This is a genomic window from Clostridium sp. Marseille-P2415, assembly GCF_900155545.1.
In the GTDB taxonomy this organism is placed as follows: Bacteria; Bacillota; Clostridia; order Lachnospirales; family Lachnospiraceae; genus Lacrimispora.
The window spans coordinates 2876683-2892799 of record NZ_LT732526.1 but is presented as its reverse complement, the minus strand read 5'-3'; the positions used below and the strand labels follow the sequence as shown (position 1 = coordinate 2892799).

At 42.4% G+C, this 16117-nt stretch carries 10 protein-coding genes and 1 pseudogene; 9 read left to right on the top strand and 2 right to left on the bottom strand.

Annotated elements, in window-relative coordinates:
* Positions 1-34: 34 nt before the first annotated feature.
* The 3 genes and pseudogenes from BQ9856_RS18145 to BQ9856_RS18120 all read left to right on the top strand — a co-directional run.
* Positions 35-277, top strand: a pseudogene (locus BQ9856_RS18145) (IS66 family transposase); the annotation flags it as partial.
* Between the two features lie 1553 nt (positions 278-1830).
* On the top strand, positions 1831-3249 hold the full coding sequence (locus BQ9856_RS18125; protein WP_077612278.1) for a sugar transferase: 1419 nt from the start codon (positions 1831-1833) through the stop codon (positions 3247-3249).
* A 29-nt stretch (positions 3250-3278) separates the two neighbouring features.
* The gene (locus BQ9856_RS18120) at positions 3279-4652 is read left to right on the top strand and encodes a hypothetical protein (RefSeq protein ID WP_077612277.1); all 1374 of its coding nucleotides are present in this window, start codon (positions 3279-3281) and stop codon (positions 4650-4652) included.
* Between the two features lie 86 nt (positions 4653-4738).
* Here BQ9856_RS18120 and BQ9856_RS18115 read toward each other — a convergent pair whose 3' ends face one another.
* A complete protein-coding gene (locus BQ9856_RS18115) occupies positions 4739-5866 on the bottom strand; it encodes a glycosyltransferase family 4 protein (protein ID WP_235839320.1) in 1128 nt (375 codons plus the stop codon).
* Between the two features lie 499 nt (positions 5867-6365).
* Here BQ9856_RS18115 and BQ9856_RS18110 point away from each other — a divergent pair, with 499 nt between their 5' ends.
* The 6 genes from BQ9856_RS18110 to BQ9856_RS18085 all read left to right on the top strand — a co-directional run bounded on the left by BQ9856_RS18110 (position 6366) and on the right by BQ9856_RS18085 (position 15711).
* Entirely contained in the window at positions 6366-7019 is a 654-nt protein-coding gene (locus BQ9856_RS18110; RefSeq protein WP_077612275.1) for a DUF5710 domain-containing protein, read from the top strand.
* Positions 7020-7055: 36 nt separating this feature from the next.
* Positions 7056-7274 carry a hypothetical protein gene (locus tag BQ9856_RS18105; RefSeq protein WP_077612274.1) on the top strand — a complete coding sequence of 73 codons (219 nt, stop codon included), beginning with the start codon at positions 7056-7058 and terminating at the stop codon, positions 7272-7274.
* A gap of 438 nt (positions 7275-7712) precedes the next feature.
* Entirely contained in the window at positions 7713-9200 is a 1488-nt protein-coding gene (locus BQ9856_RS18100; protein ID WP_077612273.1) for a TIGR02677 family protein, read from the top strand.
* Entirely contained in the window at positions 9197-10360 is a 1164-nt protein-coding gene (locus BQ9856_RS18095) for a TIGR02678 family protein (protein ID WP_077612272.1), read from the top strand. The genes BQ9856_RS18100 and BQ9856_RS18095 overlap by 4 nt, the downstream gene beginning before the upstream one ends.
* A complete protein-coding gene (locus BQ9856_RS18090; RefSeq protein WP_077612271.1) occupies positions 10347-14447 on the top strand; it encodes a TIGR02680 family protein in 4101 nt (1366 codons plus the stop codon). The genes BQ9856_RS18095 and BQ9856_RS18090 overlap by 14 nt, the downstream gene beginning before the upstream one ends.
* On the top strand, positions 14425-15711 hold the full coding sequence (locus BQ9856_RS18085; protein WP_159442028.1) for a TIGR02679 domain-containing protein: 1287 nt from the start codon (positions 14425-14427) through the stop codon (positions 15709-15711). Before BQ9856_RS18090 ends, BQ9856_RS18085 begins: the two co-directional genes overlap by 23 nt.
* Positions 15712-15879: 168 nt before the next feature.
* Here the strand turns inward: BQ9856_RS18085 and BQ9856_RS18080 are convergent, their stop codons facing one another.
* A complete protein-coding gene (locus tag BQ9856_RS18080; RefSeq protein WP_235839246.1) occupies positions 15880-16023 on the bottom strand; it encodes a hypothetical protein in 144 nt (47 codons plus the stop codon).
* Positions 16024-16117: the final 94 nt, after the last annotated feature.

Below are 16117 nucleotides of genomic sequence, written 5' to 3'. Positions count from 1 at the left end.
CTGAAGGCGCTGAAGGTTATCTACAAGGGCCTATCTTGAGACGTATCTTGAGGAGGGCAGATGTAGCATTTCGAACAACCTCAGCGAGAATTCTATTCGTCCTTTTACATTGGGCCGAAAGAACTGGTTATTCAGTGATTCTCCCAAAGGGGCAACCGTCAGTGCTACAGTCTACAGTATAGTGGAGATGGCTAAGGCAAACGGTCTCAATATCTATAAGTATTTAAATTACCTGCTGGATCACCGGCCAAACAAGGAGATGTCTGATGAGCAATAGCCTGATGTGCATAACTATCAAAAATTTGAAGAAAAGTGGAAGAGTCATTCCAAAGAAAAAATCGGAGTTTACGGATGAGTTGGCTTTTATTTATTTTTTAACGCCGGCATAACAAACTTCTAATTGTTTTATATAAGAAAATATACTATAATTAAATTCATGATAGTTTATAAATATAATATGAGGGTTAAAACCTTTATATAAAAAGATTCTGTACATTGAAAAATTCACGTTAAAATCGCAAAGCAGTCAATGCGGAGTTATTCTCGTACTAAATCAGTGATTTACTATAACCAATTTTTAGACTATTACCAGGTTTTGGCTGTTCTGTTCTAAGCTATCCTAATATTTGAATATTCTAAAATTCAATGTTGCGATTTTAAATCTGTACCAATGTTTCGTAAGTAGAGTTCCCCGAATTGGCATGTGGCCGACATCATATTTCCTGTGGAGTGTGGAAAGTATAGTTTCCACTCCTTTTCGGAACCGACTTAATTCCGTGAACTCTTCCGTCTTCATCTGTCTTTGTATTTGTATCTGAGCCCCGGAATTGATTTCTGAGATAGGAACACGATAGCTGTTTGTTGAAAGATTTTGAACGGTATTCATTTTTATGCAGATAATTCTCTTAGTCGCTGTTGCAGGCAGAAGGCAGTACATCTGTGTTAGAAGATATGGTTTTTAGTCTATCTTTACATCGGGATTCCGGCTGTAGTAGATGACTCTGTTGCAATTGGCTTGGATCGTAATGATGCTCCATTCCGGTAAATTTGTCGTCCTGCCCTTTCTTACGAGATATGTTACAAGGTTTTAAATACAGATATATAGCAGCTCCAGTCGGTTCAGCTTTAATATTGGCTGCAACCATCAGGGAATCCATTCTCTTAATTCTGGAATTAATCTTCATAAAGGAATCCATCTCACCAGTAAGCCCTGTCACAAAATCATGGTTAAGATATTTACCGTCTATAACCTCGTAAGTAAAGAAGTGGTTTCATAAGCGACTGAGGATTTATCACTCAGCAGCTGTTACTCAAAGCTTGTCGCGTGAAGTACGTATTGAAAGCGAATATCAAACATGAGGAACTCCACGATTTCATCATCCGTCATGTAATGAAGTTCCTTGAGGATAAGAGCTCCAACATGATATTGTACGATGCATTCTGTCTAGATGTTTTTATTATTGTATAAAGGTTCTTCCTTGATGATAGGGAAAATATGTTTAACAAGGACCTTTGCCCATGATTTATCACTCTTTTTTCTTTCCCTGTATGTCAGGTTAACAGTGGAAGTGCTAAAAGAAATTTGTTGACGACGGTTTAACACGAAAGACATCGGTATACCATGCCTGTTTTGTGGTGAGATAAGTATACGATACACCCTGGTTTCAAGGATTTATTAATGTGAAATTTTCAAGATGCAGAAAAGATTTCGGCCTTCGTATCATAGAATTTGAGATTTAAAAAAGTAGTGGCTGAATTATTGTACCTGGCAAACCATCAAGCCTGCGATCTGGTGCAATATATATTACCATTAATTTAAGGAGCCTTATAATGTATCAAAAGAGAAAAGCTATTGAGAATATATTTATATTATTGACTGACATCATCTGTTTATGGATAAGTTTGGGAATAGCCTTTGAAATACGCTATGGAATGGTTTATGGTATATATGATAATGGTGATCAGTTATGGCAGATTGCGCTTATATCCATGCTTTATGGACTTGTTAGTATATTTGGTAATTTCGCCAGACATTTCTTCCGAAGGGGATATTTTGAAGAACTGGTATCTATTATTCGTTCTCAGATGATTTTCTCCGTTCTCTGGGTAGTAACGTTATTTCTTATACATAGAAGCAGTGAACTTTCTCGATTAGTCTATGGTTATTTTATTGTTTTAAATATTTTACTGACTTTTATTGGAAGAATTACATTTAAACAGTTCATGATAAAAGTTTTTAAAACCAGTAAATATAGTAATCGGTTACTTGTAGTAACAACAGCGGAACAGGTCGATACAGTTATCAAAAATTTAATTAAATACAACGAATGGAGTCGTATTCTGACAGGAATTGTTTTAATAGATAAATCTATCATTGGAAATGCTGTATGCGGGTTACCGGTTGTAGCGGATAAGTCAACCTTAATTGATTACGTTATTCACCATAACGTAGATGAGGTATTTATTAACGATCCAGCTATAATGTCTGATTCGATGCTGCAGCAATGGGTATCAGACATGGAAGGGATGGGGGTTATCGTAGATGTAAATATTGATATTTTCAATATTACATCCGGAGGGAAAAAGACCTTAAACCGGGTTGGTAAGTATGCAGTAGTGACATTTGCCAGAAACATCTTTTCCACAAGACAAATGATGGCGAAAAGAATTTTGGATGTTATCGGAAGTATCATAGGAATCATAATACTGGCAATTGCCACAATATTTGTTGCCCCTGCAATAAAGCTGGATTCATCGGGGCCCGTATTTTTCGGACAGACTCGAGTCGGAAAAAACGGACGCAAATTCACTTTCTATAAGTTTCGTTCCATGTATCAGGATGCAGAACAAAGAAAAAAGGAATTAATGAAGAAAAATGAAGTGAAGGGACTTATGTTCAAACTGGAAGATGATCCAAGGATAACAAAGGTAGGCAAGTTTATTCGTAAGACAAGTATTGATGAATTACCACAATTCTGGAATGTCTTAAGAGGTGATATGAGCCTGGTGGGGACCCGTCCTCCGACAGTTGATGAATTTGAACGTTATGAGGCCAAGCATAAATGCCGTTTAAGCATGACGCCTGGTTTGACAGGTTTGTGGCAGATCAGCGGCAGAAGTGATATCAAGGATTTTGACGAAGTCGTGAAGCTGGATATGCAATACATAGATGATTGGTCAATTTTAAAGGATATAAAGATTTTAATTTTGACGGTTTGGGTGGTTTTAACTGGTAAAGGCTCAAGATAAAATATGTTAGGATTTAATAAGGAGAAAATATGGACAATACATATGAACAGGAAATTGATTTAAAGGAGCTGTTGTTTTTTATATTACATAAGTGGCGTCAGGTATTACTTATTGCGCTCGCCATAGCTGCCTTGATGGGGGGCTATAAGTTTGGAAAAGGAATTCTTGATCATCAGGATGAAGAGTACATTGCTAAAATACAGAAAAATTATGAAGCTGATATAAATGAATATGAACAGACGAAAGCTGGTTATGAAAGAGATATTAATAATCTTATAGCAAATATTGCAAATGAAGAAAATTATCAGAAAAAATCTGTTTTATTAAAAGTTGATCCTTATAACAAATGGGTGGCTACGACAGATATTTTTGTGAAGATGGAAGAAAAAACTGCAGAAAATGGTTTGACGGTTACTGCGGTCGACCCTGCAGATAGTGTTTTAAAGGCCTATGCTTCTGCGGTAGATAAAGGAAACAGCCTTTTAAAGTTTTCACAGGAGAATTCGATAGATACACAATATTTAAAAGAGTTAATTAATGTTACCACAGATTATGACGGTAATATGCTTACAATTTCTAGCACTTATATTGATAAAGATGGAGCGGAGGAAATTTTAGATATAATTTTAGACAGTTTGAAATCTATGTATCCGGAAGTTGAAGATAGCTTAGGACTTCATAAAATGGTTGTTATGAACCAGAATATAAGCACGGTAACCGATCCGGTACTTGCAGAGAATCAGAAACAAAGAATTAATAATCTAACTACCATGCATAATAGTCTTGATGATACTCAGGCTGCGCTTGAAGAGTTGAAAGAGCCTGAAAAACCAGTAAGCTTATCAAGGATGAACATATTAAAGAATGGGATCAAATATGGTGTTTTAGGCGGTGTCCTCGGTGGATTTATAACAGTCTTTTTTATCAGCATAGCATTTATGAGCGGTAAGGTGATTTCTTCAAATGAGTTAAAAAATCGTTTTGACATAAAGATCTTAGGTGTTTTTACGAAGGAAAGAAAAAAGAGAGCTTTTTCAGGAATTGACAGCTGGTTAGACAGGCTGGAGGGAAAAGGATACATTTCTGATGAAACTGTTTATGAAAGAATTGCAGCAAACACCGCAAACTATACAGAGGAAGGTCAGGCAATCTTATTAACAGGAACAACCGAAGGCGATATTTTAAGCAGTATTGAGTCTAAGCTAAAAGAGAAACTTCCTGATATACATTTTGAGGTGGCTGTGGATATGAATAAATGTCCGGAAACTTTAACAAGACTTCCAAAGGTGGACGGAGTTATCCTCATTGAAAAGTGCGGAGTTTCAAAATATGATGATATCCTGAAGGAATTAGAAGCTGTTTATAACTTGAATAAGAAAGTGATTGGCTGTATAGTCCTGTAATTAAAAATCCGGTTCTGTGCCAAATATGAGAGATATGAAATATATTTCTTATATTCAGCACAGAACCAGATTTTCTCTGTAAGAAGTTAAGGCAGTAACCCACGATATATTTTTTCCATAGTACTTTTTACAAGTTTATCGCTGAATTCTTTCGCCCTATGGCTATTCTTTTTCCCCATTTCCTGCATCAAGTTCCTATCCTTTAACAATAGTAGAATCGCCTGGCCGTATGCTGATATGTCATCAGTCCGTTTTACCATAATCCCCCCATCACAATAATCCAATGATTGTTCCGCACATTTTCCCATCAGATCTCTGCTTCCGCGTATATCCGAACAGATGACTGGAAGACCGTATGCCATAGCTTCCAGCAAAGCCATGGGAAGCCCCTCCTGAAATGAAGGGAAAATAAACATATCTGCAATTTGGAAAATCTCCATCATATCTTCCCGGTATCCCAAAAAAGATATAGAATCAGAAACCTCAAGCTCTTCAGCTATTTGTTGCAGGTATCCATCTAATACTCCATGTCCGCATATCACATAATGAAAGTCCAAAGGTAAAGGTTCTGAAGAGGCAGCAGATTTCTGCTTTAATTCCGCGACTGCACGGATAATTGCTTCATGGTTCTTACGTTTTATCAGTTCACCCGAAGACAGAAGAATTACTTTATCCTTAGGAAGACCCAGTTCCTCTTTTTTGCGAGAGACATCAACTGTTTTCTGAATTTTTTCAATGTTTATCCCAACTCCTGGAATATAATCAACATGTTTTGCGTGAAAATGTTTTTTTGCGCGTTCATAATCCTCTTTATTAATGCAAATCTGTTCATCAGTAAAACGTGAGAGAATCTTTTCTATCGGATAGTAACACAGCCAGTTGATGATGGAAGCTCCCTTAAAAAAGTGAAATCCATGTGCGGTATAAATGACCGGAGCGGTTTTTGTCGCATGGGCAGCCAAACGTGCCATGACTCCGCCCATGGGCGTATGGCAATGGACAAGGTCAAAGTGTTCCGCCTGCATCAGCTGCTTAAGCTGTTTATAGATTTTGATATTTTGGGGCTTAAAGGGACTTCGGATAAAATCTATCTGATGCCGAATAATACCGGTTCCATCCAGCCGATGGTTATCTTTGCCATAGGAGGGGGTATTATAATTAGCTGCATAATGAATTTCATATCCCATGCTTTGGAGGATATGGACATTTGACATTTCAAATTGGGGAACGAAGCCGCTGACTGTTGTGACTAAAAGTGCTTTTTTTGTTGGTTTCATTTGCATTTACCATACCTTTTATTAATAAGTGTAGTATATCATATTTTTGCAGCGAGTTCAAAAATTAAAGTGTTAAAATGAGAAATATTTACGACCACGTTTGCAATTTATGTTATACTAGTCATATACAATGTAGTGGGTCAAGTATAAGCAATGTAAAAATCCTGGGTAAGCTTAAAGATATCGTCAGTAAAGAGAATCTTGATGATTTTTGCAGATTGCAGACCTATATTTGGGACATTAAGAAAAAAACTGATTTACATAATTTCCCATAAAGAGTTTATAGCTGTGAAGACATAGTGCTTGCTGAAATAAGTAAGAGATTCAACTTCGTCATGTGATCTTCTGTCCAATAAAAAACCTGGACAAAATGCAATAGAATTTTTATTTTTCATATAAATTATTCAAATACACTTATAATGAGGAGAGATATATAATGGCACTACTGTTAAATGTCCCATTTAATGAAAAAGATGAGGCTAAGAAATTAGGAGCAAGGTGGAATCCGGAATTAAAAAAGTGGTATGTTCAGAATAAAAGTGATTATCCTAAATTTGTAAGATGGATTTCTGAAAACGGTAACTTTGAAATTATATGTGACTGTTTATATATCGTGGAAGGTAAAAACACTTGTTTTAAGTGCGGCAAGACAACAAGGGTTATTGGTTATGGTATTGAAAACTATTATGAATTTTGGAATATGGGAGACTCAGACAAAGATCACTATTATGAGAGCGGAGAAGTACATATTGCTTCCCATATAAAGCCTATGCCAGCTGCATTAATGGAGTACATACAAAGTCAATATAATTACAAAAAGAGATATTCAAAGACAATAAAAAGCTCTTATCTGGCTAATTGCTGTGATAACTGCGATGTTTTACAAGGGGATTTTTTTCTGTTTGAAGAAGTTGACAGTCCGTTTTTCATTTATGATAAGGATGTAGCTTCAAAACTTAAATTATATAAAATTCCTTTAAAATATGATTTAGTTTTAGATACGGTGGAAGTAGGAATTGGTTCGAATGATTATTTAATCAAAGAAAATGCAGAAATTATAAATCTTGATATTTCACGAAAACGGAACTGAGTTCCGTTCATGGGAATGTTATCGACGGAGTGAGAGGTGGATTTTATCGCACAGCTGGGCGATAATAAAATCTATTATCAGGTTTCAGCCAGCATTTTAGACCCGGTTACTTATGAGAGAGAATTTGCATCATTGAAGAAAATCCCGGATCACTATCCGAAGTTTGTCCTGACTATGGATGATTTCCCAATGGGCGAAGATGGCATCAGGCAAATGAATATTATCGACTTCTTGCTTGATTGCCAGGAAATATGATCCTTTTCGCTTCTCGTAGGATAAAAAAGCATCTGCGGGAAAGGTATCCACGTTTCCCCAAAATGAGATAGAACTTGCCAAGAGATATAGGAAAGATTATTTGGAGAGGTATGGTGAGACGAAATGAAAACCTTAAATCAGTTTTTGGATGATCAAATGAAACATGAAGAATTCAGAGATGAATATGAAAATCTCCAGCCAGAGTTCGATATTATCCGTGCACTGGTGGATAACAGAACCAGCCGGTTCTGAAATTGAATTTCGTACCTAAAAAGATGTAATAAAAGAAGCTGCTTACTATTGGGATTCCCATAGCAGGCAGCTTCTTTTGATACCGGTGTTTGCAGCGAAGTATTATACCTTGAAGAAAAAACCATTGTAATATCTTAAATCTTTTGTTATGATTATGTCATAACAGTACCACCAAGGAGCAGTGCAATGCAGCTAACCGAAAAACTAATGAAGCCAATCAAAGAAACCACATATTTAACAGCGGAGAATGCCAGGCGGTATCGTGTGATTCTTCGCTTTTTTTATATGCAGTATGAAAAAATCAAGTACTGGATGGAGCAGGAAGAAATCTACCGGGAGTTAAGCTCCCACGAGGAATTTGCTGACTACACCGTCGACCAGTGCCGCCAGGATCTGGACTCGCTGCTGGGCTGGGGAAATCTTCTGACCATGCAGGATACTAAGAGGGTTACTTCCATTGAAGCCTTTAAGAACAGACAGTACAGATACCAGCTTGCGGAATATTCCGTTGAGATCGAGAGAATGACCATCCGGCTGGAGAAGCTTTTTGTGGAAGGCGCGTCCTTAGAGCCCACGCTGCTTGAGAAAATTAAATCTGAGATGGCGAAGATTTTCCGGATATCGGAAGGAACTCCGCTTGAGGTATATGGCTGGTGGAATGATCTGAATAATGATTTTATCAGGCTGAACCAGAATTATCAGGACTATATGCGGGACTTGAACAGCGCCAGGGCGGAAGAACTGATGAAAACCACGCAGTTTTTAACGTATAAGGATAAGCTGATCGACTATCTTCGTTCCTTTGTGAAGGGGCTGCAGCTGAATGTGGGAATGATTGAAAATCTGATGAAGCAGGTAACGGAGGAAGTGGCAGAACAGATATTTCATAAGGCAGTCGAATATGAGATGTCCATACCCAGGCTCGACACAGAGTTAGATCCGGAGGAGCTTTATGAGAAGGCAAAGGGCCGTTTTATAAGCATGAAGGAATGGTTTACGGAGTGTAACGGAATTCCCAGTGAGGCATCCCGGCTCTTTGATATGACCAACGAAAGCATTCGGAAAATCACCCGTTATGCGACCCGGATCAGTGAGCAGTTTACAAACGGTGCCAACCGGAAGGAAGAGTACCGGAAGCTGTGCGGGACCTTTTTATCATGCAGGGATATTAGTGAGGCACACTGCCTGTCTGCAGTCGTATTCGGAGTGGAAAGGCCCCTCCATTTAAAAGGGGGAATGGAGAGGACCACAGACAGCATCAATGCAGGCATCTATGAGGAACCGGCCTGTGTGATGGAGATTGTGCCCCGGGTAAGGGAATACCGTGAAAGAACGGAGCGCAGCCATATCAGGGAGTACGGTACGGAGAAAGAGCAGGCCAGAAAAGAGGCCATGGAGAAGCTTAAACGGGAGAGAATGATGATGGACAGCTTCTTAAAGGAAGGAGAGATTGATTTTGCAATGCTTCCGGTCCTTAAGCAAAACACCAGAAACCTCCTTCTTCGGTGGCTGGCAAAGGCCCTGGAGGGCAGCGGGACAGGCAAGACGGAGGACGGGAGAGTTTACCGCGTGGAAAATCCGGATACCAAAGAGCGCTGCGTCGTGGAATGTGAGGATGGTGCGTTTGAAATGCCGGCGTTCGTACTTAAATTTGAGGAGGCAGGGAATTCGTGAATGTACTGGAAGAATTGATGAATGAACGGTGGATTTCCAAATACAGGGATCGGGACCGGTACTACCGGATCAAGGATGAACTGGGGACTGTCCGGGATTTTCTTGTGGAAAAGCTGGGATACCGGATCATAAGCAACAGCAGTCTGGTGAAGCTGGAGAAGCTTCCGGGGGAAGCCCTTCCATGGATGGGAGTCCAGGAATTTAAGAATCCGTCGGATTATGCTCTTTTTTGTGTGATCCTCATGTTTTTGGAGGATAAGGAGGCAGAAGAGCAGTTCGTGTTGTCCCAGCTGACGGAGTATATTACGGCAAGCTTTCCTGAGGGTCAGATGGCGTGGACTGTGTATACCAACCGTCAAAGGCTGATCCGCGTGATGAAATATTGCATGAAAAATGATCTGTTGCTGATTGACGACGGCAATGGGGATAATTTTGTCACGGATATGGAGGCGGAGGCCCTGTATGAGAATACAGGACTGTCTAAGTATTTCGTCAGAACTTTTACTAAGAATATTAACAGTTACCAAACCGTGGCCGATTTCTTCCAGAGCGAATGGCTTGATATGAATGAGGAACGGGGGGTCATACGAAGGCAGAGAGTATACCGGAAATTGCTGCTTTCCCTTGGAATGTACAGGGAAAAGGAACAGGATGAAGATTTTAATTATGTAAAGAATTACCGCAGTATCATAGAAAATGATTTGGAGCAGTTTTTGGATGTCTCCCTTCAGATTTATAAATCCAGCGCCTATCTGATTCTGGGAGAAAATGGGGATTTAGGGAGGACATTTCCCGCAAGAAACAGCCTGTCCGATGCAATTTTACTGTTTCACGCAGAGGTGAGGAATCGGGTGGAATCAGGAGAGCTTAAGCCCGAAATCAATGAGCGGATTCTGGTTCCGTTGCTTAAGCTAAGGGAAATGATCCGGGAAACAAGGCAGAAGTATGGAAGCGGGCTGACCAAAGCTTACCGGGAGATGTCCGGCCGGGAGTTTGAGGATTGCCTTATAGAGGAACTGAAGAGCCTGGACTTCCTGCGGATTGATGCGGTGACAGAAGAAGTACAGATTATGCCGGTTGCAGGGAAAATCATGGGAACTTATCCGGAACGTTATCTGGAACAGAAGAGAGAGGAGGGAGATACCGATGCAGACCAGTAAATGGGTTATTAACCGGATCGGGTTGATTGATTTCTGGTATTATGACGAAGAGGAATTTCAGTTCAGAGATGGAAGGCTGCTCCTTCGGGGAGCCAACGGTTCGGGAAAGTCTGTTACCATGCAGAGCTTTATTCCCCTTCTGTTGGACGGCAATAAAGCAGCTGAGCGGCTGGATCCCTTTGGAACCAGGGCGAGGAAGCTTGAGAATTATCTTCTTGAGGAAAATGACGGGAGAGAAGAAAGAACCGGTTATCTGTATATGGAATTTAAGCGAAAGGACAGTGATTCCTATGTGACCATAGGGATCGGTCTTTGTGCAAAGAGAAATAAAAAGCTGGATTCCTGGCATTTCATCCTTCAGGATGGCCGCCGGATCGGCCGTGATTTTTTCCTGTATAAGGAACTGAAAAATAAAATCACCCTCAGTAAAATAGAACTGGCCAACCGTCTTGGGGAAGGCGGTAAAGTAATTGATGGTCAGAATGATTACATGAAGCTGGTCAATGATACCCTGTTCGGTTACGAGAATGTGGAGGAATACAAGGAGCTGGTGGATCTGCTGATACAGCTGCGGACCCCCAAGCTGTCCAAGGACTTTAAACCCACCGTTTTAAATGAGATCCTGAGCAGTTCCCTGCCTCCTCTTTCCGATGAGGATCTTCGTCCCATGTCAGAGGCTATAGAAAATATGGACAATTTAAAGACCAGGCTCCGAGAGCTTGAAACCAGCAAAAAAGCAGCTGACAGGATCAATGAGGTTTATAAGCAGTATAACCGTGCTGTATTATACGAAAAAGCAGACAGATACCGGAAGGCAGAACAGGAACACCGCAGGATTGAGAACGAATATACCCGGACACAGTTAAACATTGAGGAATGTGCCCGGAATTACCAGAAGGAAATTCAGAGAGAAGAAGCGTTAAATATTGAGAGGACTTCCCTTCTGCAGAAAAAGGAAAGCCTGGACAAAAGTGATATTGCCAGGCTGATGGAGCAAAAGCTTGAGGCAGAAGAAAAGCTTGCCCTGGCAGGCCGGGAATTAGCCGGGAAAGAAAAGAGCCTTAATGAGAGGAGCCAAAAGGAAACTGAGCTGCATTATGCGCTGAAAGAGCAGCAGGAGAAGCTGGAACAGCAGAAGGCTGACATTTTTGAAAAACTTGAAGATATGGAAGCCGGTCTGCAGGTTCTGACCTTTGATGAGCATGTATTTATGGCAGAGGAGCTAAAGAAGGGGCTGGAGGAATCCTATTCCTTCGGTACCTTACGAGGGCAGATGGACACCCTCCGCAAAGATATTGACCTTGGCATCGGGATTCTGGAAAAACGGCAGCGGATATCGGAAAAACAGGAGGAAGCCCTCATCCAGCTTGAAAAGACCAGGCAGGAGCAGCAGAAGTGTGTTCTTCTTAAGAAGGATCAGGAGGAACAATTAAGACAGGTGAAGAGTGAGTGGGAGGAGCAGTTTTACCAATGGACCAGAGGCAATACCTGTTTAATCCTCTCTGAAGAGACGGAGCACTATTTTACCGGCCGGATCCGCTCCTATGATAAGCTTACGGATCCTTTAGAAGCAAAAGAACAGCTCCGTGAGCAGAAGGACCGGATTCTGACCGGGCTTCAGAAGGCCGGAGTCGTAATGGCTCACCGGCTTAAGCTTGATGAGGAGGAATATGGCAGCAAGAAGCAGGAGCTGGAGGAATGGAAGAATAAAGAAGATCCGGAACCGGATAAAGACGATGGGGTCCGGGCCAACCGGAAATGGCTGAGGGAAAATCATATTCCCTATTATCCTTTTTACAAAGTGGTGGATTTCGCCGAAACGCTGGATCCGGAAAAGCGGAACCGTCTGGAAGAAGCCCTGAACTGCATGGGAATGCTGGATGCGGTACTTGTTCCTGGAAATTATGAAGAAAAGGTCCTGGCTTCCCGTACCGGCATGAGGGATACCTATATCTTTGGTGATATCACTGTGGTGAAGGAGAGCATAGCCAGGCTTCTGGAGATTTCTGCTGAGATAGAGGATATCGTATTTTATCAGGAGCTTGCAGCTGTGCTTAGCGGAGTGGCAACGGCAAGAGGAGGACAGACCTGGATTGATGAAGAAGGCAGATTTGGCCTGGGACTGTTAAAGGGAACCATTACCCATCGCTATGAAGCCAGATATATCGGTGTGAGGGCAAGGGAAAAGTACCGGATGGCAAAGATACAGGAGCTGGAGGCGGAACTGGCGGCATGTGCCGGGAAGCTGGAGGAAGACGGAAAGGCCCTTGAGGAAAATGACAAGGCCATATTAAAGCTGAAGGCAGAGTACGAAGCATACCCTTCTGAATGGGACGTACAGGAGGCAGTAAAGGAGCTTTCGGAAACCGTGGAAAGGATAGACAAGCTGCAGCGGGAAGCAGAGGAAAAGGAGCTGGCGGTTTCCGTACTTCAGAAGGAGCTGATGGAGGCAGGGCTTGCGGCCTCCGAAAACAGCAAAAAGCTGTATTTAAAAAGCGATCTGTCCATATATAGGGAAGCAAGGGCGGAAGCCTCCGGCTATTTCGATGCCATCGGCAGTCTGGAATTACTGCATCAGGCTTATCTCCATACATTTGAAAGCGTTGGTGTCCTGAAAGACAGAATGGAGGAACTGACGGAGCTTCTTGATGAGATCCGTTATGATATCAATAAGCAGAACCGGGTGCTGATGGAGCTTAAAAGCACCATTACCGTTTGTGAGGAACAGCTGAAAGCCCAGGATTATGAGTCTGTCAGGGAACAGCTGGAGGCCTGTGTACAGCGGTTAAAAGAGATCCCGGAGGAACAGAAGGACTGTTACTTGAAACAGAGCGGTCATGAGAAGGATTATAAATTCAATGAAGACAGGCTTGGCACTATAAAAATCCAAAAGGAAAAGAGTTTTTGTGATCTGAAGCTTCTGGAGAAGGGGCTTGTGGATGAGAAGAATCTTTCTTATGCCGGCGGACTGGAGGAGGTATCCTGGGAGGAGATATCGGAAGCTGCCGGAAGCGTATGCCGGCTGCTTCAGCCGGATCACATAAAGAGCAGTACGGAATTAAGCAGCCTGCTTCAGCAGAAATTTTACGAGAATCTCAGCGAACTGGTTGATTTTAATCTGACCATCAACCCGATTTTTGGAGATGAGGATTATACTGATTATACGGATGGAGCCATGGAGCCGGGGTTTAAGAGGCTTGCCATTTTTGCAAAGTATAAAGGTAGAGAGGTTCCTTATGATACGCTGATCCATGGAATTGCCGGAGATGTGGAGATTCAGAAAAGTCTGGTGAGAGAGAGCGACCGCGCTTTGTTTGAGGATATTCTTGCCAACACCGTGAGCAAAAAGATCCGTTATAAGATTTATAAGAGTGAAGGCTGGGTCGAAAAGATGAACCGGCTGATGGGAAGTATGAACACCTCAAGCGGACTGAAATTAAGCCTGGTATGGAAGAAGAAAAAGGCAGAGGAGGAGGGGCAGCTTGATACCGGTAAGCTGGTAGAGCTGCTGAAAAAGGATGCCGGGCTCATGAGGGAGGAAGAGCTGGAGCAGCTATCCCTGCATTTTCAGACCAAGGTACAGGAGGCCAGACGGATCATGGATGATACCGGCAGCAGCCGCAGCTTCCATGGGATCATGAAGGAGGTTCTGGACTACAGGAAATGGTTCGAATTCCAGCTGTTTTACCAGAAGACCGGAGAGAATCGCCGGGAATTGACCAATAATGCATTTTTCACCTTCAGCGGAGGGGAAAAGGCAATGTCCATGTATGTACCGTTATTTTCGGCGGTCGTAGCCAAATATGACGGGGCCAGAGCGGATGCTCCCAGACTGGTATCCTTAGACGAGGCTTTTGCAGGTGTGGATGAGCAGAACATCAGCGACATGTTCCGGCTCATGGTGGATATGGAATTTGAGTTTATCATTAATTCACAGATTTTATGGGGAGACTGCGATACCGTACCGGAGCTTGCCATTTACCAGCTGCTGCGCAAGGAGAATGCGAAATTTGTCACGGCACTTCCTTATATCTGGAATGGAAAGGTTAAGAGGCTGGCAGTCGATGGAGATATGGAACGAGAGTGAAATGCTTGTGCAGGCGGCGGAATATTTTAAAAAGCCGGGGTTTGAGCGCTTGTTTGCCGGCCTGCGGCAGCGCTATGGAACCCTTTCCCGTCTGGGAGGAAGCATTTGCTTAAATGCACTGACAAAGGAGGAGGCAGAGGCGCTGGAAGGCTTTTTGCAGATCAATGTTCCGGAGGGCAGCAGGCTTACCGTTTCTGTCAGCCGGATCAGAAAGGCATTGAAGCATACCCGTTATGATAAATGTACCTTAGAGGAGCTTGTCCCCTTTGTTTTGAAAGAGAAAATGATATCCAACAAGGAGGAACGGACAAAGAAGGAGCTGGAAATGCAGGCATTCTTAGACAGCATGCAGGAATGCTGCTATGGGACGCCTGCCGGAGAATGGCTGGTAAGCTGCCTGGTAAAAGGCAATCCTTTAACCGCACTGATATCAAGGGATTACCATTCGGACAGAGACTGGCTTACAGAGAATCTGCCTCTGATCATTAAGGCTGTAAACCGGCTTCCTGCGCTTACAGGAACCTATCTGCGGCTTCCTGTTTTTGCAGCATCCATTACCGGAAATCCCCATTATTTTGATGAAGGAAAAAGAAGCCTTAAATATCTGTTGTATGGGATCCGCAGCCTGTTTGGTTCAGGAAGCTTTGGTACGGGCAATTCGGAAGAAAAAACAGAGCTTCTGTACCGGGGCGGTATCGTAAAGGATGATCTGTCCAACTGGGTTCTCTGTTACGGAATCCACGGATATGTCTCGGATAAAGAGCTTCACAGGGGGATGGAGGAATATTTGAAAAGAGAAGAGCCTCAGATTCTGACTCTCAAGAATCTAAGTGCCTTAAAGTCAGCGGCTGTGGAAGGGAAGGAGGTCTATATCGTGGAAAATCCTTCTGTTTTTTCCTGGATCGTAGAAAACAGCCGTGAAAGATGCGCCTGTATATGTTCCGGCGGGCAGCTCCGCCTTTCGGTGCTGGTTTTGCTGGACTTACTGGCAGAGCGCGGAGTGACTCTGTATTATTCCGGGGATTTTGATCCCGAGGGTCTGGCCATTGCCCAGAAACTGGTCAGCCGGTATGGAAACCGGCTTAAGCTGTGGTGCTATCATGAAGAGATCTACCTTAAAGCCATATCCTCGGAAACCATCAGTGAGAAGAGACTCAAGCAGCTGGATTGCCTTACAGATGAAAGGCTGGCGGCGCTGGGAAGGCTGCTCAGGGAATATAGATGCTCCGGCTATCAGGAGAATGTTATGGAATGCTTTATCTGACTGTTGCAATGTCTTCCGGGTCTGAGGCCTTCCGTTAAAGAAAAAAATGCCTGTTTCAGCATGGAAGCGGCCAGGGACTGAAAAAAGTCCCTGACTGGCTTTGCAAGCGGTCTCAGGCATTTTGTTTTCAAAGAAATAGAAATATCACGTTCATAAGGGGATTCCCCCTCATTCCTTTTTCCGCAAGGCCTCTTTTTCCTTATGCAGAGCATGAAGTCCCAGGCGGATCAGTTCTACCGTTGCTTCAGAACGGGTCTGGAACCGGTTTTCAAACCGGAAATCTTCGATCTGCCGGAACAGATCATCATCCACAGAGACCGTATATCTTGATTTAAGAACAGTGAAGAGAAAGTATTTTTGCAAGGCGACCCAGAATGAGATGATAAAAGAGTTAATCCTGCGTGGA